The 20,914-nt window shown below is 64.1% G+C and carries 19 protein-coding genes; 12 read left to right on the top strand and 7 right to left on the bottom strand.

The window, feature by feature from the left end; all coding sequences use genetic code 11:
• Positions 1-22: 22 nt before the first annotated feature.
• Genes MF4836_RS30755 through MF4836_RS30735 form a run of 5 tightly spaced genes read left to right on the top strand, consistent with a single transcriptional unit; the run spans position 23 to position 5,374 of the window.
• The gene (locus MF4836_RS30755; protein WP_078473519.1) at positions 23-1,378 is read left to right on the top strand and encodes a M16 family metallopeptidase; all 1,356 of its coding nucleotides are present in this window, start codon (positions 23-25) and stop codon (positions 1,376-1,378) included.
• Entirely contained in the window at positions 1,371-2,861 is a 1,491-nt protein-coding gene (locus tag MF4836_RS30750; RefSeq protein WP_078473518.1) for a M16 family metallopeptidase, read from the top strand. Before MF4836_RS30755 ends, MF4836_RS30750 begins: the two co-directional genes overlap by 8 nt.
• Positions 2,861-3,481, top strand: coding sequence for a 16S rRNA (guanine(966)-N(2))-methyltransferase RsmD (gene rsmD / locus MF4836_RS30745; protein ID WP_078473517.1), 621 nt, complete (start codon positions 2,861-2,863; stop codon positions 3,479-3,481). The genes MF4836_RS30750 and rsmD overlap by 1 nt, the downstream gene beginning before the upstream one ends.
• 58 nt (positions 3,482-3,539) lie before the next feature.
• Positions 3,540-4,538 (top strand): hydrolase, encoded by a 999-nt coding sequence (locus MF4836_RS30740; protein WP_078473516.1) that lies wholly within the window; start codon positions 3,540-3,542, stop codon positions 4,536-4,538.
• A 2-nt stretch (positions 4,539-4,540) separates the two neighbouring features.
• Complete coding sequence (locus tag MF4836_RS30735; protein WP_078473515.1) at positions 4,541-5,374, top strand: AraC family transcriptional regulator; 834 nt, start codon at positions 4,541-4,543, stop codon at positions 5,372-5,374.
• A gap of 41 nt (positions 5,375-5,415) precedes the next feature.
• Here MF4836_RS30735 and MF4836_RS30730 read toward each other — a convergent pair whose 3' ends face one another.
• The gene (locus tag MF4836_RS30730; protein WP_078473514.1) at positions 5,416-6,270 is read right to left on the bottom strand and encodes a sulfurtransferase; all 855 of its coding nucleotides are present in this window, start codon (positions 6,268-6,270) and stop codon (positions 5,416-5,418) included.
• A gap of 34 nt (positions 6,271-6,304) precedes the next feature.
• Positions 6,305-6,976, bottom strand: a complete 672-nt coding sequence (locus tag MF4836_RS30725) for a TetR/AcrR family transcriptional regulator (protein WP_020295834.1) — start codon at positions 6,974-6,976, stop codon at positions 6,305-6,307.
• A 146-nt stretch (positions 6,977-7,122) separates the two neighbouring features.
• Between MF4836_RS30725 and MF4836_RS30720 the strand changes: the two genes are divergently transcribed.
• The 5 genes from MF4836_RS30720 to MF4836_RS30700 all read left to right on the top strand — a co-directional run bounded on the left by MF4836_RS30720 (position 7,123) and on the right by MF4836_RS30700 (position 11,735).
• Positions 7,123-8,553, top strand: a complete 1,431-nt coding sequence (locus tag MF4836_RS30720; RefSeq protein WP_078473513.1) for a coniferyl aldehyde dehydrogenase — start codon at positions 7,123-7,125, stop codon at positions 8,551-8,553.
• A 27-nt stretch (positions 8,554-8,580) separates the two neighbouring features.
• Complete coding sequence (locus tag MF4836_RS30715; RefSeq protein WP_043228798.1) at positions 8,581-9,126, top strand: hypothetical protein; 546 nt, start codon at positions 8,581-8,583, stop codon at positions 9,124-9,126.
• Positions 9,127-9,185: 59 nt separating this feature from the next.
• A complete protein-coding gene (locus MF4836_RS30710) occupies positions 9,186-10,781 on the top strand; it encodes a GMC family oxidoreductase (RefSeq protein WP_078473512.1) in 1,596 nt (531 codons plus the stop codon).
• Positions 10,782-10,896: 115 nt separating this feature from the next.
• Positions 10,897-11,376, top strand: a complete 480-nt coding sequence (coaD, locus tag MF4836_RS30705; RefSeq protein ID WP_008019993.1) for a pantetheine-phosphate adenylyltransferase — start codon at positions 10,897-10,899, stop codon at positions 11,374-11,376.
• Positions 11,377-11,483: 107 nt separating this feature from the next.
• A complete protein-coding gene (locus MF4836_RS30700) occupies positions 11,484-11,735 on the top strand; it encodes a YfhL family 4Fe-4S dicluster ferredoxin (RefSeq protein ID WP_020295838.1) in 252 nt (83 codons plus the stop codon).
• A 127-nt stretch (positions 11,736-11,862) separates the two neighbouring features.
• On the opposite strand, the gene mutM is transcribed toward MF4836_RS30700, so the two are convergent.
• Together mutM and MF4836_RS30690 are read right to left on the bottom strand one after the other, a co-directional pair.
• Positions 11,863-12,675 (bottom strand): bifunctional DNA-formamidopyrimidine glycosylase/DNA-(apurinic or apyrimidinic site) lyase, encoded by an 813-nt coding sequence (gene mutM, locus MF4836_RS30695; RefSeq protein ID WP_020295839.1) that lies wholly within the window; start codon positions 12,673-12,675, stop codon positions 11,863-11,865.
• 33 nt (positions 12,676-12,708) lie between these two features.
• Positions 12,709-13,521: an HDOD domain-containing protein gene (locus MF4836_RS30690; RefSeq protein WP_178103000.1), complete on the bottom strand. Its 813-nt coding sequence runs from the start codon at positions 13,519-13,521 to the stop codon at positions 12,709-12,711.
• Positions 13,522-13,736: 215 nt separating this feature from the next.
• On the opposite strand from MF4836_RS30690, the gene MF4836_RS30685 reads away from it, so the two are divergent.
• A complete protein-coding gene (locus tag MF4836_RS30685) occupies positions 13,737-14,933 on the top strand; it encodes a class I SAM-dependent rRNA methyltransferase (RefSeq protein ID WP_020295841.1) in 1,197 nt (398 codons plus the stop codon).
• A 234-nt stretch (positions 14,934-15,167) separates the two neighbouring features.
• Here the strand turns inward: MF4836_RS30685 and MF4836_RS30680 are convergent, their stop codons facing one another.
• Both MF4836_RS30680 and MF4836_RS30675 read right to left on the bottom strand, forming a co-directional pair.
• Positions 15,168-16,847, bottom strand: a complete 1,680-nt coding sequence (locus MF4836_RS30680) for a DUF4153 domain-containing protein (RefSeq protein WP_078473510.1) — start codon at positions 16,845-16,847, stop codon at positions 15,168-15,170.
• 29 nt (positions 16,848-16,876) lie between these two features.
• Complete coding sequence (locus MF4836_RS30675; protein WP_078473509.1) at positions 16,877-17,455, bottom strand: hypothetical protein; 579 nt, start codon at positions 17,453-17,455, stop codon at positions 16,877-16,879.
• A gap of 298 nt (positions 17,456-17,753) precedes the next feature.
• Here MF4836_RS30675 and ilvD point away from each other — a divergent pair, with 298 nt between their 5' ends.
• Positions 17,754-19,595, top strand: coding sequence for a dihydroxy-acid dehydratase (gene ilvD, locus MF4836_RS30670; protein WP_020295844.1), 1,842 nt, complete (start codon positions 17,754-17,756; stop codon positions 19,593-19,595).
• 92 nt (positions 19,596-19,687) lie between these two features.
• Here the strand turns inward: ilvD and MF4836_RS30665 are convergent, their stop codons facing one another.
• Positions 19,688-20,914 carry an SGNH/GDSL hydrolase family protein gene (locus tag MF4836_RS30665; RefSeq protein ID WP_078473508.1) on the bottom strand — a complete coding sequence of 409 codons (1,227 nt, stop codon included), beginning with the start codon at positions 20,912-20,914 and terminating at the stop codon, positions 19,688-19,690.

Here is a 20,914-nt window from a genome sequence, read left to right as displayed (position 1 = left end):
AGTCCAACAGGTTTAAAAACGAATGAATGCTCTAGCCCGCCGCGCTGCAGGCCTGCTGCTCAGCACAGTTTGTCTGCCCCTTTCAGCCCTGGCTGCCGATCCACAACCGACCCATGAATTCACCCTCGACAACGGCCTCAAGGTCGTCGTGCGCGAAGACCATCGTGCGCCTGTCGTGGTGTCCCAGGTCTGGTACAAGGTCGGCTCCAGCTACGAGACCCCGGGCCAGACCGGTTTGTCCCACGCCCTGGAACACATGATGTTCAAGGGCAGCGAAAAGGTCGGCCCCGGCGAAGCCTCGCTGATCCTGCGGGACCTCGGCGCCGAGGAAAACGCCTTCACCAGCGATGACTTCACCGCCTATTACCAGGTCCTGGCCCGCGACCGTCTGGGCGTGGCCTTCGAGCTGGAAGCCGACCGCATGGCCAGCCTGCGCCTGCCGCCCGACGAGTTCAGCCGCGAGATCGAAGTGATCAAGGAAGAACGCCGTCTGCGCACCGACGACAAGCCGATGTCCAAGGCTTACGAGCGGTTCAAGGCCATGGCCTACCCCGCCAGCGGTTATCACACGCCGACCATCGGCTGGATGGCCGACCTCAACCGGATGAAGGTCGAGGAGCTGCGCCACTGGTACCAGTCCTGGTATGTGCCGAACAACGCCACACTGGTGGTGGTCGGCGATGTGACTCCGGACGAGGTGAAAGCCCTGGCCCAGCGTTACTTCGGCCCGATCGCCAAGCGTGACGTGCCACCGTCGAAGATCCCCCTGGAACTGGCCGAGCCGGGCGAGCGGCAGATCACCCTGCACGTGAAGACCCAGTTGCCGAGCCTGATGCTGGCCTTCAACGTGCCGAGCATCGCCACCGCTGAAGACAAACGCTCGGTGCATGCCCTGCGCCTGATCTCCGCCCTGCTCGACGGCGGCTACAGCGGTCGCATTCCGACCCAGCTGGAGCGCGGCGAAGAGCTGGTCTCCGGCGGCTCGTCGAACTACGACGCCTACACCCGCGGCGACAGCCTGTTCATGCTCTCCGCAACCCCCAACAGCCAGAAGAAAAAGACCATCGCCCAGGCTGAAGCCGGGTTGTGGCGCCTGCTGGACCAGTTGAAGACCACCCCGCCGAGCGCCGAGGAGCTGGAGCGCGTGCGGGCTCAGGTTATTGCCGGCCTGGTCTTCGAGCGCGACTCGATCACCAGCCAGGCCACCGCCATTGGCCAGCTGGAAACCGTCGGCCTGTCCTGGAAGCTGATGGACACCGAACTGGCCGAATTGCAGGGCGTGACCCCGGAAGATATCCAGAAAGCCGCCCGTACCTACTTCACCCGCGAACGTCTGAGCGTTGCGCACGTACTGCCTGAGGAGTCCGCTCATGAGTAAGCGCAAGAACTCACGCCCGGCCCTGATCGGCCTGGTGCTCGTTGCCCTGGTCGGCGCCGCCGGCGTCTACCTGTACCCGCAAGGCGATTCCAAGGCCAGCGAGGCCCTGGACCAGGCCAAGTCGAGCCAGAAGCTGCAATCCCTGGCCGAACTGGACGGCAAGGCCCCCAGCCACCGCAGCCTCAACGTGCAGACCTGGAACACCGCCGAAGGCGCCAAGGTGCTGTTCGTCGAAGCCCGTGAACTGCCGATGTTCGACATGCGCCTGATCTTCTCCGCCGGCAGCAGCCAGGATGGCAAGGCCCAGGGCCTGGCCCTGCTGACCAATGCCATGCTCAACGAAGGCGTGGCCGGCAAGGATGTGGGGGCGATTGCCCAGGGCTTTGAAAGCCTGGGGGCCGATTTCGGCAATGGCGCCTACAAGGACATGGCCGTGGCCTCGCTGCGCAGCCTGAGCGCCGTGGATAAACGCGAACCGGCACTGAAGCTGTTCGCCGAAGTGGTGGGCAAGCCGACCTTCCCTGCCGACTCCCTGGCACGGATCAAGAACCAGATGCTCGCGGGCTTCGAATACCAGAAACAGAACCCCGGCAAGCTGGCGAGCCTGGAACTGATGAAGCGCCTGTACGGCGAGCACCCTTACGCCCACTCCAGCGACGGTAACGCCCAGAGCATCCCGCCGATCACCCTGGAACAACTGCGCGCTTTCCACGCCAAGGCCTATGCCGCCGGCAACGTGGTGATCGCCCTGGTCGGCGACCTTTCGCGCAGCGACGCCGAGGCAATTGCCGCGCAAGTCTCCAGCGCCCTGCCCAAAGGCCCGGCGCTGGCGAAGATCGCACAACCGAGCGAGCCCAAGGCGAGCACCGGCCATATCGAGTTTCCGTCGAGCCAGACCAACCTGATGCTGGCCCAACTGGGCATCGACCGCGCCGACCCGGATTACGCCGCGCTGTCCATGGGTAACCAGATCCTCGGTGGCGGCGGCTTCGGCACCCGGCTGATGAGCGAAGTCCGCGAAAAACGCGGCCTGACCTACGGCGTCTACTCGGGCTTTACCCCGATGCAGGCCCGCGGTCCGTTCATGATCAACCTGCAAACCCGCGCCGAAATGAGCGAGGGCACCCTGAAACTGGTGCAGGACGTGCTCGCCGACTACCTGAAGACCGGCCCGACCGAGAAAGAGCTCGAAGACGCCAAGCGTGAACTGGCCGGCAGCTTCCCGCTGTCCACCGCCAGCAACGCCGACATCGTCGGGCAACTGGGGGCCATGGGCTTCTATGACCTGCCGCTGAGCTACCTCGAAGACTTTATGCAGCAGTCCCAGAGCCTGACCGTGGAACAGGTCAAGACCGCCCTGAACAAACACCTGAGCGCCGACAAGATGGTGATCGTCAGCGCTGGCCCGACCGTCCCGCAAAAGCCGTTGCCGGCCCCCACTGACAAACCCGCCGAGCAACCGCTCGGGGTTCCGGAGCATTAATGGCCAGCCCATCGCGTCCCAGCAAAAAACCCGTGCACAACCAGCACAACGGCGTCGGCCACCTGCGCATCATTGGCGGTGAATGGCGCAGCCGGCGCCTGAGCTTCCCCGATGTGCCGGGCCTGCGCCCGACCCCGGACCGTGTGCGCGAGACCCTGTTCAACTGGCTCGCGCCCTATGTTGCCGGGGCCAAGGTGCTCGACCTGTTCGCCGGCAGCGGCGCGCTGTTCCTTGAGGCCCTGTCCCGTGGCGCCGCCATGGGCCAGGCCCTGGACAGCAGCAACGTCGCGGTGTCCAGCCTGCGCGAACACCTGGGCACTCTGCGTTGCAGCGTCGGCCAGGTGCAGACCGCCGACGCCCTGCGCTACCTCGAAAGCCAGCCGGCCAGCGCCTTTGACCTGGTGTTCCTCGACCCACCGTTCCACCAGAACCTGCTGCCGACCGCCTGCGCCCTGCTTGAAGAGCGCAACTGGCTGGCCGCCGAGGCCTGGATCTACACCGAAAGCGAAAGCGCACCCTCGACCCTGGGCCTGCCGGCCAGTTGGCGCCTGCACCGTGAACAAAAATCCGGGCAAGTGCATTACGCGTTGTGGCACCGTATGGCAGAGATCGCCGGTTAAAGCACCGGCCTGAACACGCTGCGCAGCCCGTCTGCGCAGCGCTGCATCGAGAATCAGCGTGCCTACATCGTCAGATCGCTTCACCCCCGCCTTCGGCCTCGGCAACCCGCACCTGCAAACGTTGTGGGGCCCGCTGTGGCGCAAAACCACACACCTGGAACGCGAACGCGAGCGCCTCTGGCTCGACGATGGCGACTTCCTCGACCTCGACTGGCATGGCCCCCATAACGCCCAGGCCCCGCTGGTGCTGGTGCTGCATGGGCTGACCGGCTCTTCCAATTCGCCTTACGTGGCCGGGCTGCAGAAAGTGCTGGCCGAACAGGGCTGGGCCAGCGCCGCGCTGAATTGGCGCGGCTGCTCGGGCGAACCGAACCTGCTGCCGCGCAGCTACCACTCCGGCGCCAGCGAAGACCTGGCCGCCGCCATCGCCCATTTGCGTGCCAAGCGTCCACTGGCGCCGCTGTATGCGGTGGGCTACTCCCTGGGTGGCAATGTGCTGCTCAAGTACCTGGGGGAAAGCGGCAGCGCCAGCCAGTTGCAGGGCGCGGTGGCGGTGTCGGTGCCGTTTCGCCTGGACCAGTGCGCCGACCGTATCGGCCAGGGATTCTCCAAGGTCTACCAGGCGCACTTCATGCGCGAGATGCTGGCCTACATCAAGCACAAACAGCGTCAGTTCCGGCTCGACGAGCGCCATGAAGGCCTGGCCACCCTGGAGGGCCTGGGCTCCCTGGAGAATATGCGCACCTTCTGGGAGTTCGACGGCCGGGTCACCGCGCCGCTGCATGGTTTTGCCGATGCCGAGGACTATTACCGCCGCGCCTCCAGTCGCTACTTTCTCGGCGAGATCCGCACCCCGACCCTGATTATCCAGGCCGCCGACGACCCCTTCGTGTTCACCCACAGCCTGCCGCAGGCCACCGAGCTGTCGGCCTGCACCCATTTCGAGCTGCAAGCCAAAGGCGGGCACGTGGGGTTTGTCGAGGGCTCACTGAAGCGCCCCGGCTATTACCTCGAACGCCGCATTCCGCGCTGGCTGACCGCCCTGGATCGCCCATAGCCATGGCAGCCTCCGGCGGCGAATCAATCCGTTTCTGGCAGACCGCGCCATTGGCCGGGGTCGAACTGCTGGCCGCGCGCTACATCGAGCAGCGTTTCGTGCCCCATGTGCACGATGGCTATGTGATCGGCATGATCATGGCCGGCGCCCAGCGCTACCGCTATCGCGGCGCCGAACACCTGGCGGCCAGCGGCACTCTGGTGCTGATCAACCCCGACGAGCTGCACACCGGGGCCAAGGGCGCCGAGGACGGCTGGCTGTACCGGGCGTTTTATCCGGATAACCGCCAAATCCTGACCCTGCTCGACGAACTGGAGCTGCCCAGCGGCAGCCTGCCGGCGTTTGGCGCGACCCTGTACCGCGACAGTGACCTGGTCAGCGGCTTCGCCCGCCTGCACCACTTGCTGGAAAGCCCGGCCACCGCCCTGCAGCAGCAGACCCAGTGGCGGGAAATGATGCTCCTGCTGTTGCAGCGCCACGCCGGGGTCAAGACGCCCGGCGCACCGGGGCAGGAACACCGGGCCATCGTCCAGGCCAAGGAACTGCTGCGTTCACAGCTGGCGGCACCACCGTCACTGGAAGAACTGGCGACGGCGGTGAATCTGTCACCGTTCCACTTTGCTCGGGTGTTCCGCCGGGCCACCGGCATTCCACCCCATACCTGGCTGATGCAGCAGCGTATCGCCAAGGCCCGGGCGCTGTTGCGCGAGGGCTGCCTGCCGCTGGAGGTGGCGACTCAGTTGGGGTTTGCCGACCAGAGTCATCTCAGTCGGCAATTCAAGCAGGTGTATGGAGTGGCGCCGGCGGCGTACCGCAGTGCACTGCTGGAGGGCTGAAGCAGCGCACACCGCAAGCGGATTCGCGGTCCGGCTGAGGCTTAGTCGCCTTTGGCAACCGCCCGCGTCGGATCGTTGATCCATTCGCTCCACGAGCCGGCGTACAGCTTGCCCAGGGGATAACCGGCCAGGCTCAGGGCAAACAGGTTGTGGCAGGCGGTGACACCGCTGCCGCAATACGCCACCAGATCGGTCGGAGAACGGCTGCCCAATTGCGCGGCGAAACGCTGTTTGAGTTGCTCGGCCGGCAAGAAGCGCCCGTCGCTGCCCAGGTTTTCGCTGAAGGCCGCGCATTGCGCGCCGGGAATATGCCCGGCCACCGGATCGATGGGTTCGACCTCACCGCGAAAGCGCGGCTGGGCCCGGGCATCGAGCAGGGTCAGGCTGGGCTGGCCCAGGCGCTGCTGCAACTGCTCGGCACTGAGCAGCAACGAGTGGTCGGGGCTGCCGACAAAGCTTCCCGGGGTGCTCGGCGGAGCATCCAGGCTCAGGGGCAGGCCAGCGGCGTGCCAGGCTTTGAGGCCACCATCCAGAATGAACACGCCCTCGCGCTTGCCGAGCCAGGCCAGCAACCACCAGGCCCGAGCGGCATAAGAACCAGGGCCGTCGTCGTAGAGCACGATGTCGCTGTCGGCATCGATGCCCCAGGCTTGCAACCGCGCCTGCAACGCCGCAGGTTCCGGCAAGGGGTGACGCCCGGTCACGCCCTTGACCACCGGCCCGCTCAGGTCACGCTCAAGGTCGGCAAAATGCGCGCCGGCAATATGCCCCTCGGCATAGCTGCGCTGCCCGTAATCCGGGTCTTCGAGGGCAAAACGGCAATCCACTATCACCAGGCCGGGCTGCTCTTTTCGCAGGTCCAGGGCAAGCGGGCTGATCAGTTGCGCGAGGGGCATAGCGGGCTCCTGTGATTCAAGTCGGTGGTAGATCCTACTGCACTTCTTCCAAGGCCTGGGCCAGTGGCACATAAAACTCGTCGAACAGGCCATCGACCGCCTCCCGCGCCTGATCGGTGACAAACCCGGCCTCCAGCACCAGCACCTGATACACCCCGCGCTTGACGGCTTCCTCACTCAAATGCGCGGAGTTTTCCCGGGTGGTGCAGAGAAAACGCACCCAGGACGTGAGGATGATCCAGGCGTTGAGGGTCAGGGACTCGATCTGCACCCGGTCCATGCGCAGGATCCCGGCTTCGACAAAGCGCTGATAGATCGCAATGCCCTGAATCAGGCAGCGCTGGGAGAAGCGCCGATAGCGCGCAGCCAGGTCGCTGTCGCTGTCGAGCAGGTGTTCGAGGTCGCGGTGCAGGAAGCGGTAGCGCCACATGGCGGCCAGCAGTGCCTGCAAGTAATAGCGCTTGTCCTGAACGGTCATCGGGCGCCCCTGGGGCGGGCGCAGGAAACTGTCGACCAGGGTTTCGTATTCGGCGAAGAGCACGGCGATGATCGCCTGCTTGTTCGGGAAGTGGTAGTACAGGTTCCCCGGCGAAATCTCCATGTGCGCCGCGATATGGTTGGTGCTGACGTTACGCTCGCCACTCTGGTTAAACAGGTCGAGGCTGTGCTGAACAATCCGTTCGCGGGTTTTTATACGTGGGGCCATGGGCTTGGGCTTTAATCATTGAAAAGGCTGGCCGGCATCTTACGACCTATCCGAAGCGGGATAAATCAAAGCCGGCCGGGATGGCATTTGACAATTTAGAGTATAAGCTCTAAAAACTAGCCACCCCATAATAATCGGAGCCGTTCATGTCCGCCGAGATCGCCTACCTGCAGGAATCCCACTCGCAACTGGACGAGCTTCAACAGCTGTTTTGCGCCCAGCGCCAGGCTTATGCCGCCAACCCGATGCCGCCCGCTGCCCAGCGCCAGCAATGGCTCAAGAGCCTGCTGGAGCTGCTGAGCAACGAGCGCCAGGCACTGATCGAGGCCATCAGCCAGGACTTCAGCCACCGCAGCGCCGATGAAACCCTGCTCGCCGAGCTGATGCCGAGCCTGCACGGCATTCATTACGCGCGTAAACACCTCAAGGGCTGGATGAAACCCTCCAGGCGCAAAGTCGGCCTGGCCTTCCAGCCTGCTTCGGCCAAGGTGGTTTACCAACCGCTGGGGGTGATCGGGGTGATCGTGCCCTGGAACTACCCGCTGTACCTGGCCATGGGCCCCTTGGTCGGCGCCCTGGCCGCCGGCAACCGGGTGATGCTCAAGCTCAGCGAATCGACGCCGGCCACCGGACGGTTGCTCAAGCAATTGCTGGCCCGGGTTTTCCCTGAAGACCTGGTGTGCGTGGTGCTCGGCGAGGCTGAAGTGGGCATGGCCTTCTCCAAGTTGCGTTTCGATCACCTGCTGTTCACCGGTGCCACCAGCATCGGCAAGCATGTGATGCGCGCCGCGGCGGAAAACCTCACGCCGGTGACCCTGGAGCTGGGCGGCAAGTCCCCGGCCATTGTTTCCAGCGACGTGCCGCTCAAGGACGCCGCCGAACGCATCGCCTTCGGCAAGACCCTGAACGCCGGGCAAACCTGTGTCGCCCCCGATTACGTGCTGGTGCCGGAGGAGCGCATCGGCGCCTTTGTCGAGGCTTACCGCCAGGCCGTGCGCGGGTTCTTCCCGACCCTGGCGGACAACCCCGACTACACCGCGATCATCAATCAACGCCAGGTGGCGCGGCTCAACAGCTACCTGAGCGATGCCACCAGCAAGGGCGCGCTGCTGATCCCGCTGTTCGACCAGGGCCAGGAACGGCGCATGGGCCACAGCCTGCTGCTCAATGTCAGCGATGACATGACCGTGATGCAGGATGAAATCTTCGGCCCGATCCTGCCCATCGTCCCGTATCAGACCCTCGACCAGGCCTTTGCCTACATCAACCAGCGGCCGCGTCCGTTGGCGCTGTACTACTTCGGCTACAACAAGGCCGAACAGAACCGCGTGCTCGAACACACCCATTCCGGTGGCGTGTGCCTCAACGACACCCTGCTGCATGTGGCCCAGGACGACCTGCCCTTCGGCGGCATCGGCCCGTCCGGCATGGGTCACTACCACGGGCATGAAGGCTTCCTGACCTTCAGCAAGGCCAAGGGCGTGCTGATCAAGCAGCGGCTGAACGCGGCCCGGCTGATTTATCCACCCTACGGAAAATCGATCCAGAAACTGATTCAGAAGATGTTCGTCCGCTAACCAGTCGATCGCCGGATAACAATAACAATGACCCCTAGCCTGTCTGAATCACCCGCGCTGTCACGGCGCGGCTTGCTGAAAATCGGCCTCTGCGCCAGTGCCTTCCTCGCCACCGCCGGTCTGGGCGCCAGCCTCAGCGGCTGTTCTGCCAGTACCCCGGCCAGCGGCTTTGCGATGTTGCGCAGCAACGACCTGCCATTCCTGCGGGCGCTGATCCCGGTGATGCTCGAAGGCGCCGTGGCCGCCGACAAGATGCCTGCCGCCATCGATGGCACCCTGGCCAGCCTGGACAACGCCCTCAATCACCTGTCGCCGGAGATGTTCAAGCTCACCCAGCAATTGTTCGACGTACTGGGCATGGCCGTTACCCGTGGCCCGCTGACAGGGGTCTGGGGCAGTTGGGAAAACGCCAGCGCCGACGATATCCGCCACTTCCTCGGGCGCTGGGAAAACAGCCTGCTGTCCCTGCTGCGCATGGGCCATGCCTCATTGCTGCAATTGGTGATGATGGCCTGGTACACCCGCGCCGAGTCCTGGGCCCACTGCGGTTACCCCGGCCCGCCCAAGGTCTGATCGCCCCCCCGTAGCTGCCGCCGCGCCCTTCCATAATAAGAAACGACAGAGAGCCTGATATGCCCGTACCCGATCTGTTCCGCGAAGGCCTGGCCCGCGGCTGGAAAACCTACAACGGCGCACAGCTGGAGCAGGACCTGACCCTGGAGGCCGACGTCGCCATCATCGGCAGCGGCGCAGGCGGCGGCACCACTGCAGAGATCCTCAGCGCCGCCGGCTACAAGGTCTTGCTGATCGAGGAAGGGCCGCTGAAAACCAGCAGCGATTTCAAGATGCTCGAAGACCAGGCCTACACCAGCCTCTATCAGGAAGGTATCGGGCGCATGAGCAAGGACGGCGCCATCACCATTCTTCAAGGCCGTGCCGTGGGCGGCACCACCCTGATCAACTGGACCTCGAGCTTTCGCACCCCGGACCCGACCCTGGAACACTGGGCCCGCGAGCACGAAGTCAAAGGCCACAGCGCCAGCGACATGGCGCCCTGGTTCGAAAAGATGGAGCAGCGCCTGGGGGTCGCGCCCTGGGCCATGCCGCCCAACGCCAACAATGACGTGATCCGCAACGGTTGCGAGAAGCTCGGCTACAGCTGGCATGTGATCCCACGCAACGTGCGCGGCTGCTGGAACCTCGGCTACTGCGGCCTGGGCTGCCCGACCAACGCCAAGCAATCGATGCTGGTGACCACCATCCCATCCACCCTGGAGCACGGCGGCGAGCTGTTGTACCTGGCCCGCGCCGAGCGCTTGCAGATCAAGGGCGACCAGGTCACGGGCCTGCAATGCGTGGCCATGGACGAGCGCTGCGTGGCCCCTACCGGCCGCATCATCACGGTCAAGGCCCGGCATTACGTGCTCGCCGGCGGCGGCATCAACAGCCCGGCCTTGCTGCTGCGCTCCGATGCACCCGACCCCCATTCGCGCCTGGGCAAGCGTACCTTCCTGCACCTGGTGAATTTTTCCGCGGGGCTGTTCGATGAGGTGATCAACCCGTTCTACGGGGCGCCGCAGTCGATCTACTCCGACCATTTCCAGTGGCTGGACGGCACCACCGGCAAAATGTCCTACAAACTTGAAGTGCCGCCACTGCAACCGGCGCTGGCCAGCACCCTGCTGGGCGGTTTCGGCCCGCAAAGCGCGCTGAACATGGAACAACTGCCCCACACCCACGCCATGCTCGCGCTGCTGCGTGACGGTTTTCACCCGGACAGCACGGGCGGCAACGTCGAATTGCGCGGCGACGGCACCCCGGTGCTCGACTATCAGGTCTCGCCCTATGCCTGGGACGGCCTGCGCCGGGCCTTCCACAGCATGGCCGAGATCCAGTTCGCCGGCGGCGCCAAGGCGGTGATGCCGCTGCACAGCGACGCGCGCTATGCGAAGAGCCTGGCCGAGACCAAGGCCCAGATCGACGGCCTGGACCTGGCGCTGTACCGCACGCGCCTGGGCAGCGCCCACGTGATGGGTGGTTGCGCCATGGGCGAAAACCCGAAAATTGCCGTCACCGACAGCCTCGGGCGCCATCATCAATTGGCCAATCTGTCGATCCACGATGGCTCGCTGTTCCCCACCAGCATTGGCGCCAACCCCCAGTTGTCGGTCTATGGGCTGACCGCGCAACTGGCCACGGCCCTGGCCGAACGCTTGAAAACCGGGTGAAAAAGCTGATTATTCGCCACGTCTATAGTGCTTTCTTCCGTGACAGGCGACTTGGCCGACCGGAAAGGCTGCGATACCATCCGACTCCCCAACGGATTCCCGCCAGGACGACGCGATGAACCGAGTGTTGTACCCAGGTACCTTCGACCCTATTACCAAGGGCCATGGCGATCTGGTCGAACGCGCCTCGCGCCTGTTCGACCATGTGATCATTGCCGTCGCCGCCAGCCCCAAGAAGAACCCGCTATTCCCCCTGGAACAGCGTGTGGAGCTGGCCCGCGAGGTCACCAAACATCTGCCGAACGTTGAAGTCGTCGGTTTTTCGACGCTGCTTGCGCACTTCGCCAAGGAGCAGAACGCCAACGTATTCCTGCGTGGCCTGCGGGCGGTCTCGGACTTCGAATACGAGTTCCAGCTGGCCAACATGAATCGCCAACTGGCGCCGGATGTGGAGAGCCTGTTCCTCACGCCGTCGGAGCGTTATTCGTTCATTTCCTCGACGCTGGTCCGTGAAATCGCAGCCCTGGGCGGTGATATCACCAAGTTCGTCCATCCTGTCGTCGCCGACGCGCTGACCCTGCGCTTCAAGAAGTAACCCGGCGCCCCCCATCGCGCCCGCGTGCACTGCGGGCGCCAATGCGGCACAATTGCGCCCATTGGTTTTTCAAATGCCTGGGCCAGCCGCCCCGGCCGGAGTGCCCCATGTCCCTGATCATCACCGACGATTGCATCAATTGCGACGTCTGCGAACCCGAGTGCCCGAACGCCGCCATCTCCCAGGGCGAAGAGATCTACGTGATCGACCCCAACCTGTGCACCCAATGCGTTGGCCACTATGACGAGCCTCAGTGCCAGCAAGTGTGCCCGGTGGACTGCATCCCGCTGGACGAGGCACACCCCGAGACTGAAGAACAGTTGATGGCAAAGTACCGGCAGATTACCGGCAAGGCGTGAGCTGAGCCCGCCATCACCGCCCGCCTATTTCTTCAGGCGGATTGCAGGTTAAGGGTTTACGGCCGCTGCGCGCCCGAGCGGGAGCAAGCTCCCTCGCCACAGCAAAAAACCTCAGCTGCCGAATGGCTCAGCTCTGGCAACGCGGGCAATAGACGCTGGCCCGCTGGCCGAGCTTGATCTCGCGCAGGCCCGTGCCGCAGACCTTGCAGTTTTCCCCACCGCGCCCGTAGACGAACAGCTCCTGCTGGAAATACCCCGGCTGGCCGTCACCGCCGATAAAGTCGCGCAAGGTGGTGCCGCCACGCTCGATGGCGGCGGCCAGGATGCGTTTGATCTCGATTGCCAGCTTCAGGTAGCGCGCCCGGGAAATGCTCTTGGCTTCGCGGCGCGGGTCGATGCCGGCGGCGAACAGCGCTTCGGTTGCGTAGATGTTGCCGACGCCGACCACCACCGCGTTGTCCATGATGAACGGCTTGACCGCCATCGAGCGCGAGCGCGACAGCTGGAACAGGCGTTCGCCATCGAACAGGTCGGTCAGGGGCTCGGGCCCCAGGCGCAGCAGCAGTTCGTGATTGAGCGGGTCCTGGCTCCAGAGCATCGCGCCAAAGCGCCGCGGGTCGGTGTAGCGCAGGGCCAGCCCGGACTCCAGTTCGATGTCCACGTGCTCATGCTTGGCCGCCGGCAAGCCGACTTCCACCAGCCGCAAATTGCCCGACATGCCCAGGTGGCTGATCAGGGTGCCGACTTCGGCATTGATCAGCAGGTACTTGGCGCGCCGCTCCACCAGCACGATGCGCTGGCCCGAGAGGCGCACATCGAGGTCTTCCGGGATCGGCCAGCGCAGGCGCCGGTCGCGCACGATCACCCGGCTGACACGCTGCCCTTCCAGGTGCGGCGCGATACCGCGCCGGGTGGTTTCGACTTCGGGTAATTCGGGCATGGTCGCCTCAGGTGCTCGATACGGGATGAAAAATCAGTGCGCGCCCATTTCGCGAACGGTGGCCTTGAGGCTCTCGAAGTCGTAGTCGGACAGGCCGACATAATCGAGCACCAGATGGCCGACGCTGTTCCATTCGTGGTCTTCGACCTGATTGCCCAGGACCCGATAGGAGGAACAGATGTGCTCGGCCATCTTCAGGATCGCCAGCAGGTTCTTCAGTTGGCTGTTGCGCGAAGACTCGTCGCTGAAGATCGCCAGGGCGTTGTGGTGATTGGCGATGGCGTTGGTCACGTGTTCCGGCAGGCGCCAGGACTTGGCGGTGTAATAACCGACCACCGCGTGGTTGGTGTTGAACGCGGTGTTTTCGGTATCGACCACCCGGCTCTCGGGCCCGGCGTGGGCATAAGCCTGTTCGAGCACCGCCATATAGTTGGGGAAGCGCTTGAGCATCAGCGGCACCCCACAATCGTGGAACAGGCCCAGGGCGTAGGCTTCGTCGATCGCTTGCGAGCCGGTGCGCTTGGCCAGGGTCAGGCAGGTCATCGCCACGTCCTGGGCAGTGTCCCAGAAGCGATTGAGGGTGACGATGGTTTCATCGCTCATCTCGCCCTTGATCGACTGCGCGTTGATCAGGTTGATGATCGAGCGGCTGCCCAACAGGTTCACCGCGCGCTGGATCGAGGCGATCTTGTTGCTCAGGCCGTAATACGGCGAGTTGACGATTTTCAGCAGTGCGCCAGACAAACCCGGGTCCTGGGAAATCAGCTTGGCGATCACCTCCAGGTCCGGATCGGGCATGTACTGCTCCATCTGCAGATCCACCATGATCTGCGGTTGAGGCGGCACGCTGATGCCTTGCAGGGCCTGCTGAATCTGTTCTTCGGAGAGTTCTGGAGACATGAGTGCACACTCTGGACTAGGCGGCGATTCTAACCTCTAAAAAGACGAATTTGGCCACTTGGGCAGGATCTTTACATAGGTGTGACACGCCGCAGGTCCAGCCAAACCCGCGCAAGCACGCTGACGGGTTATACTCGCGCCCTTTTTTCCGGAGCGACGTCATGTCCCTGCCAAGCCTGCGCCTCAAAGCCAACGCCGATCGCCGCCTGCGCGCCGGCCACCTGTGGGTCTACAGCAACGAAATCGATGTAGCCGCCACCCCGCTCCACGGGTTCAAGGCCGGTGACCAGGCGGTGCTGGAAGCCGCCGGCGGCAAGGCCCTGGGCATCGTCGCCATGAGCCCGAACAACCTGATCTGCGCGCGCCTGCTGTCCCGTGACGTCAAGCTGCCCCTGGACAAGTCGCTGCTGGTGCACCGCCTGAACGTCGCCCTGTCGCTGCGCGAGCGCCTGTTCGACAAGCCGTTCTACCGCCTGGTGTACGGCGACTCCGACCTGATGCCAGGCCTGGTGGTCGACCGTTTCGGCGACATCCTGGTGGTGCAGATCGCTTCGGCCACCATGGAAGCCCATAAGGACGACGTGATCGCCGCCCTGACCCAGGTGCTCAAACCCAGCGGTATTCTGTTCAAGAACGACTCCGCGGCCCGTGACGCCGAAGGCCTGGAGCGCTACGTCGAAACCGTATTCGGCCTGGTCCCGGAATGGGTCGCCCTCGAAGAGAACGGCGTGAAGTTCGAAGCCCCGGTCATCCAGGGTCAGAAAACCGGCTGGTTCTACGACCACCGCATGAACCGCGCCCGCCTGGCCCCTTATGCCAAGGGCAAGCGCGTGCTCGACCTGTACAGCTACATCGGTGGCTGGGGCGTGCAGGCGGCAGCCTTTGGCGCCAGCGAAGTGTTCTGCGTCGATGCGTCGGCCTTCGCCCTCGACGGCGTCGAGCGCAACGCCGCGCTGAACGGCTTTGCCGAGAAAATGACCTGCATCGAAGGCGACGTCTTTGAAGCCCTGAAAGAACTGAAAGCCAGCGAAGAGCGTTTCGACGTGATCGTGGCCGACCCACCGGCCTTCATCAAACGCAAGAAAGACATGAAGAACGGCGAAGGCGCCTACCGCCGCCTGAACGAGCAAGCCATGCGCCTGCTGAGCAAGGACGGGATTCTGATCAGCGCCTCGTGCTCGATGCACCTGCCCGAGGACGACCTGCAGAACATCCTCCTGACCAGCGCCCGCCACCTGGACCGCAATATCCAGCTGCTGGAGCGCGGCGGCCAGGGCCCGGACCACCCGGTGCACCCAGCCATCGCCGAAACCCGCTACATCAAGAGCATCACCTGCCGCCTGCTGCCTAACAGCTGAGTGCAGTGAAGACAAAAATCCCGGCCATGTGCCGGGATTTTTTATTCAGGGCTGAACCCGCCCTGTGGCGAGGGAGCTTGCTCCCGCTGGGCCGCGAAGCGGCCCCAGAATCCGCCACCGCGAACGCTCAGACAGATCGCGGAATCAGGCTTTATAGCCGGAGCCCCGGGACGCCGGACGCCCCCATCGGGAGCAAGCTCCCTCGCCACAGATAGAGCGTTCACCGTCGGCCCATCAACGGCCGGAAATCTGCCGCCAGTCCAGTTCCACGCCGTCGATCCGCAGGGTCTTGTAGCGCTGGCGCACCGGTTTGACCTTGCCCTCGCGAATCTGCCGGATCAGCTGCGGCGCATCGGTGATGCCAGAGAGCACTCCCGCATGCCGCCATTCGCCCTTGCCCTGATCCTCACGGGTGTACATCGCCGCCGACGATGCCCAACTCTGCTTTTGGATCAGCAGCACTTCGTCGACGCCATCGTCATCCAGATCCACCGCCCAGGCTGCGCAGCCGGGTGGATTGCAGTCGTTATGGGTGGTCAGCAGCTCGATCAGTTGCTGGCTGCCTTCGGGCACCGGGCCCAACCAATAGAGTTTCGGCGTCAGGTAATCGTGCGGCTGGTCCTTGATCGAGACCGACTCCAGCATCTCCAGCAACTGCGCCCTGCCCGGCTCATCCAGGATCTGCCCCTGGCGCACCTGCGCCAGCAACCCGTCGAACTGCTCGCGACCCGGTGCGCCCAGCTTCTGGCGCAGGCTCCTGGCATCGAACTCGGCCACCGGCGTACGCCCATCCAATAGACGCTGCACCTGGTTACGGGCACTGAAGGCCTGCGGGTCGAGCAGCGGGGTGAACATCAACAACAGCACCACAAAGCTCAACAGGGCGATCCAGGGGTTGCTGCGGCTCAGGCTGCCGAGCCACACCGAGTTCCGGGCAAACACTGCCCACAACGCCGCGAGGCTGTGGACCAGGGCCACGGCCACCAGCAGCATCGCCAGAAAACGCCATGGGGTCAGGCCGTATTGATCGATCCGCAACCAGCTCGAGTAGCCCCCCATCGCCACCAGCAACGGCAGACAGCACAGACTGGCGTTGATCAGGATTTTCAGCGCCTTGGCGTAGCCGGCATCCTGCTGGCCGTCCTGGAACACGCCATTGAGCAAAAACAGAGTGCACGCCACCAGGCTCAGCAAAATGTGCGTCGAGTAGCCGGTGCTCCAGATCGGCTGCAGACCGGTGAACACCAGGGCCAGGGTGAAGACCACGGTGATCAGCGCACACAAGGGCAGCAGGTAGCGACACACGGTCAGCAAGATGCCGCGCAGCAGGCCGATGACCTTTTCGTTTTCCCGGCCCATGCGCATGCCCAGGGAGAAAAACAGCGGCAGGCTGAAACACAGGAAATACGACGAGGTAAACAGGTCGCCGAGCTGGGGCATGCCGAGAATGCTGAACAGGCGGCCGCACAGCCACAGCAGCAGGCTGAAGGCCAGGGTCACCAGCAAAGCCAGGAGCACAATGAACCCGTTGTTCCAGGCGTGGCGGAACAGGTCTTGATAACGCGGGCGACTGCCTTCGCGAGTCGGCCAACTGAGGACGAACGCGGTGCCGATATAGGCCAGCACCAGGCCCGTGAACGGCCACAGACTCCACATCCAGCCGTAGGCATCGCGCATCAGTACCCAGCTGGACATCCCGGCCAGCAACAGACTCAAGCCAACCACCAGTACCCAGGTGCCACGCTCGCGCACGTCACGGCCAAGCAGTTGCAGGTTGATCCCGGCCACCACCGCCAGGGTGCGGGCGAAGGTGTAGAGCTCAGCCTGGTGATAGAACAGGCTGGCGCTGAGCAGCAGTCCCTGGACCAGAGCGATGGCGATATAGAACAACAACGAGCGATTCAACACGGGCATTGCACATCCTTTTGTGGAGACAGGCAGCGCTAGCAGGCAGCCGCGATGGTGGTGCGGCGTAGCAGAGCCTTTATGCACAGGCCAATCAGGAACAGGCCCAGGGAGAACGCCAGGGTCGGCCCGGCAAAGAACACCAGCGCCTCCCAACCGCCCTTGAACGGGTCGCGGTAATGGCTGCTGGTCCAGGCTTTGAACAGGGCCTGGGCGATCCAGGGCAACGGCAAGGCCAGCGCCACCTCTAGCCCATGACCGAAGAAGCGCCGCCAGAAGTGCGCCAGCCCCGGCAACACGGCAGCACTGATCAGGGTCAGCAGGACCAGCACCGCCGCCACGCTGTTGAGCACCAGTGAGGTCAACGGCAGCTCGCGACACGCCAGGACCAGGCCCGTCACCACCAGACCCAGGACCGCCGCCGCCAGCCAGGTCAGCCCTTGGCCGCGACGTTCCGGCAGCAGTTGCAACAGGCTGCCGCCCATCAACAGCCCCGCGCTGCTGGCGATCATGACCTCGCCGGATACGGTGTTGGAGAGCCAGATACCCATCAACAGCAGGCCCTGGACCAGCCCCACCGCCAGGTAAAATCTCAAGGTTCGAAGGGTCGCAGACATTCCAGTTCCATTGGAGAGTGATCGAAGGGCGCGCAGTCTAACCCAGCGCCCTATCGCCCGGCAGCAGGCAATCGCACGCCGCAGAGCGGCCACAACGTTCCTTCCTGACGCCAGCGGTGTAGAATCGCCAGATTCATCGCCAGTCATCCCCCGGCGGGTTTATGAGCTCAGGCTGAGGCGCGCGGCGATCCCGCAGTGTCATCGGCAGCTTTAGGACACACGGCCATTTCTGAGTGTTCCCAAGGTCAATAGAAGCTCACTCCCCTTTTGATACCTGATTAGCCGCCCGGAGTGCTCCATGCCTGATTACCGCTCGAAAACATCCACCCACGGCCGCAACATGGCCGGCGCCCGCGCACTGTGGCGCGCCACGGGGATGAAAGATGACGACTTCAAGAAGCCGATCATCGCCATTGCCAACTCCTTCACCCAGTTCGTCCCGGGCCATGTGCACCTGAAGGACCTGGGCCAGCTGGTTGCCCGCGAGATCGAACGTGCCGGCGGCGTGGCCAAGGAATTCAACACCATCGCCGTGGACGACGGCATCGCCATGGGCCATGACGGCATGCTGTATTCCCTGCCGAGCCGCGAGATCATCGCCGACTCCGTGGAATACATGGTCAACGCCCACTGCGCCGACGCCATCGTCTGCATCTCCAACTGCGACAAGATCACCCCCGGCATGCTGATGGCCGCCTTGCGCCTGAACATTCCGGTGATCTTCGTCTCCGGCGGCCCGATGGAAGCCGGCAAGACCAAGCTTGCCAGCCACGGCCTCGACCTGGTCGACGCCATGGTGATCGCCGCCGATTCCAGCGCTTCTGACGAGAAGGTCGCGGAATACGAGCGCAGCGCCTGCCCGACCTGCGGTTCGTGCTCCGGCATGTTCACCGCCAACTCGATGAACTGCCTGGTGGAAGCCTTGGGTCTTGCCTTGCCGGGCAACGGCTCGACACTGGCCACCCATAGTGACCGCGAGCAGCTGTTCCTGCAGGCCGGCCGTACCATCGTCGAGCTGTGCAAGCGCTACTACGGCGACAACGATGTGTCGGTGCTGCCGCGCAACATCGCCAACTTCAAGGCGTTTGAAAACGCCATGACCCTGGACATCGCCATGGGCGGTTCCACCAACACCATCCTGCACTTGCTGGCCGCGGCCCAGGAAGCCGAGATCGATTTCGACCTGCGCGACATCGACCGCCTTTCGCGCCACGTGCCGCAACTGTGCAAAGTCGCGCCGAACATCCAGAAGTACCACATGGAAGACGTGCACCGCGCCGGCGGGATCTTCTCGATCCTCGGCTCCCTGGCCCGTGGCGGCCTGCTGCACACCGACCTGCCGACCGTGCACAGCGCCTCCATGGCCGAAGGCATCGCCAAGTGGGACATCACCCAGACCACCGACGAAGCCGTGCATCACTTCTTCAAGGCCGGCCCCGCAGGCATCCCGACCCAGACCGCGTTCAGCCAGTCGACCCGTTGGGAAACCCTGGACGACGACCGTGAAAACGGCTGCATCCGCAGTGTCGAACACGCCTACTCGCAAGAAGGCGGCCTGGCCGTGCTCTACGGCAACATCGCCCTGGACGGCTGCGTGGTGAAAACCGCCGGCGTCGACGAGTCGATCCACGTGTTCGAAGGCAACGCCAAGATCTTCGAAAGCCAGGACAGCGCCGTGCGCGGCATCCTCGCCGACGAAGTGAAAGCCGGCGACATCGTGATCATCCGTTACGAAGGCCCGAAAGGCGGCCCGGGCATGCAGGAAATGCTCTACCCGACGTCATACCTGAAGTCCAAGGGCCTGGGCAAAGCCTGCGCCCTGCTGACCGACGGCCGCTTCTCCGGCGGCACCTCGGGCCTGTCCATCGGCCACGCTTCGCCCGAAGCGGCGGCCGGCGGTGCCATTGGCCTGGTGCAGGACGGCGACAAAGTGCTGATCGACATCCCCAACCGCTCGATCAACCTGTTGGTCAGCGACGAGGAACTGGCAGCACGCCGCGCCGAACAGGACAAGAAAGGCTGGAAACCGGTCGAAGTGCGGCCACGTAAAGTGACCACCGCCCTGAAAGCCTACGCCCTGCTCGCCACCAGCGCCGACAAGGGCGCGGTACGCAACAAGGCCATGCTCGACGGGCTGTGATACTGACCGTTGAATAAAAATGCCCCGCCAAGTGCGGGGCATTTTTTTTGTCCGTTACCCAGGCCGCCGAGCGATTCGGGGCCAGGTCACGCCTAGGGTACAGGCTGGCCCAATTGCTCACGCAGGAAACGGTACAGGCCATCGGCGCTCTTGCGGTAGCCATCGGCCGTCAGGTGCACCAGGTCGTTTCGCGCCAGTTCGTTGGATTGCCATTGGCTGATGGAGCATGGGCCGCCCATAAAGGCCTGCCAGTCCCAGAACAGGGTGCGGTTACGCTGCGCCAGGTCCTTCTGGATCCGCACCAGTTGGCGCAGGGGCTGCGGCTGCGCGGCGGCGCAGGAACCAGCACCACGGCGCTTGATCGAGTCCGGTGGACCGACCAGCAGAATCACCGCCTTGGGCAGGGTTTTGCGCAACAGGGTGATTTTGTCCTGCAACTGGGCGCGGTACTTGTCCAGCTCCAGGTCATCATCGAACGCCTCGTTGGTGCCATAGGCCAGGATCACCATGTCCGGGCGCAGGGCCTTGAGCGCATCGGCCCAACCCGGCTGCCATTTATCCACCACATCCAGGCGCGCGCCGTTGATGCCCAGCGACGAATAGATCACTCCGGCGCTCTTCTGCCCGAGGATATTCCAGCCGCCCAGGGCCAGGCCCGAGTTGTTGGCGACGCTCAGCTCCATGGGCATGCTCAGGTTGTTGAACGGCGGGCTGAAGCGCCATTGCCCACCCGTGGCGGCCAGCATGCGGGTGGCCTGGGTCAGGTTGGACTGGGCCTTGAGGGTGCTGTTAGTGGTGGCCTGGTACAGCGCTGACACCCGGTACTGCTGGCGGCTGGGCTCGCGCTCGCGGATCTGTACCTTGGCCCCCGGGGTCTGGGGCAACGACAGATAACCGCCCAGGGGAAACTGAGTGCTCTGCTGATTACGCGCCGAAACCAGCGACCACTGACGCTTGGCCACGTTGAGGATCACCCGCTCATAGCGGGTCCCCGGTACCGGCGTGGCGGCGATAAAGCCGATACCGCCGTCACCGTACTGTGCCTGTAACAAACGGCGCATTTCACCGCTGAACAGGTCGGCCGCGGTGTGCGAGTCGCCCAGTTGCACGATGCTGATCGGGGTGCGATCCGAGGTGCTGAACTTGCGCGCCAGCAAGGCAAGGTTCGGGTCGCTGCCCGGCACCGGGAGGATTTTCTTCGAGGCCACACCCGGTTTACCGGCGCCCGCCGCGGGAGTGGCTTGGACCTGGGAGGTAGGGCTACAACTGCTCAGCAGGGTAATGCTCAACAACAGCGCAATGCCGTGCAGTCGCCGCAT

Origin of the sequence: Pseudomonas sp. MF4836, assembly GCF_002018875.1 — a bacterium.
GTDB lineage: Bacteria > Pseudomonadota > Gammaproteobacteria > Pseudomonadales > Pseudomonadaceae > Aquipseudomonas.
The sequence above is the reverse complement of the archived record's forward strand: the minus strand, read 5'-3'. Positions and strand labels throughout refer to the sequence as shown.

What these genes read in the sequence shown, in the direction of transcription:
- MF4836_RS30675 (WP_078473509.1), bottom strand. Translation starts at nt 17,455, where the DNA reads ATGTCTGCGACCCTTCGAACCTTGAGATTTTACCTGGCGGTGGGGCTG.
- coaD (WP_008019993.1), top strand. Translation starts at nt 10,897, where the DNA reads ATGAACCGAGTGTTGTACCCAGGTACCTTCGACCCTATTACCAAGGGC.
- MF4836_RS30730 (WP_078473514.1), bottom strand. Translation starts at nt 6,270, where the DNA reads ATGCCCCTCGCGCAACTGATCAGCCCGCTTGCCCTGGACCTGCGAAAA.
- ilvD (WP_020295844.1), top strand. Translation starts at nt 17,754, where the DNA reads ATGCCTGATTACCGCTCGAAAACATCCACCCACGGCCGCAACATGGCC.
- mutM (WP_020295839.1), bottom strand. Translation starts at nt 12,675, where the DNA reads ATGCCCGAATTACCCGAAGTCGAAACCACCCGGCGCGGTATCGCGCCG.
- MF4836_RS30715 (WP_043228798.1), top strand. Translation starts at nt 8,581, where the DNA reads ATGACCCCTAGCCTGTCTGAATCACCCGCGCTGTCACGGCGCGGCTTG.
- MF4836_RS30720 (WP_078473513.1), top strand. Translation starts at nt 7,123, where the DNA reads ATGTCCGCCGAGATCGCCTACCTGCAGGAATCCCACTCGCAACTGGAC.
- MF4836_RS30685 (WP_020295841.1), top strand. Translation starts at nt 13,737, where the DNA reads ATGTCCCTGCCAAGCCTGCGCCTCAAAGCCAACGCCGATCGCCGCCTG.
- MF4836_RS30750 (WP_078473518.1), top strand. Translation starts at nt 1,371, where the DNA reads ATGAGTAAGCGCAAGAACTCACGCCCGGCCCTGATCGGCCTGGTGCTC.
- MF4836_RS30700 (WP_020295838.1), top strand. Translation starts at nt 11,484, where the DNA reads ATGTCCCTGATCATCACCGACGATTGCATCAATTGCGACGTCTGCGAA.
- MF4836_RS30755 (WP_078473519.1), top strand. Translation starts at nt 23, where the DNA reads ATGAATGCTCTAGCCCGCCGCGCTGCAGGCCTGCTGCTCAGCACAGTT.
- MF4836_RS30725 (WP_020295834.1), bottom strand. Translation starts at nt 6,976, where the DNA reads ATGGCCCCACGTATAAAAACCCGCGAACGGATTGTTCAGCACAGCCTC.
- MF4836_RS30710 (WP_078473512.1), top strand. Translation starts at nt 9,186, where the DNA reads ATGCCCGTACCCGATCTGTTCCGCGAAGGCCTGGCCCGCGGCTGGAAA.
- MF4836_RS30735 (WP_078473515.1), top strand. Translation starts at nt 4,541, where the DNA reads ATGGCAGCCTCCGGCGGCGAATCAATCCGTTTCTGGCAGACCGCGCCA.
- rsmD (WP_078473517.1), top strand. Translation starts at nt 2,861, where the DNA reads ATGGCCAGCCCATCGCGTCCCAGCAAAAAACCCGTGCACAACCAGCAC.
- MF4836_RS30665 (WP_078473508.1), bottom strand. Translation starts at nt 20,914, where the DNA reads ATGCGGCGACTGCACGGCATTGCGCTGTTGTTGAGCATTACCCTGCTG.
- MF4836_RS30680 (WP_078473510.1), bottom strand. Translation starts at nt 16,847, where the DNA reads ATGCCCGTGTTGAATCGCTCGTTGTTGTTCTATATCGCCATCGCTCTG.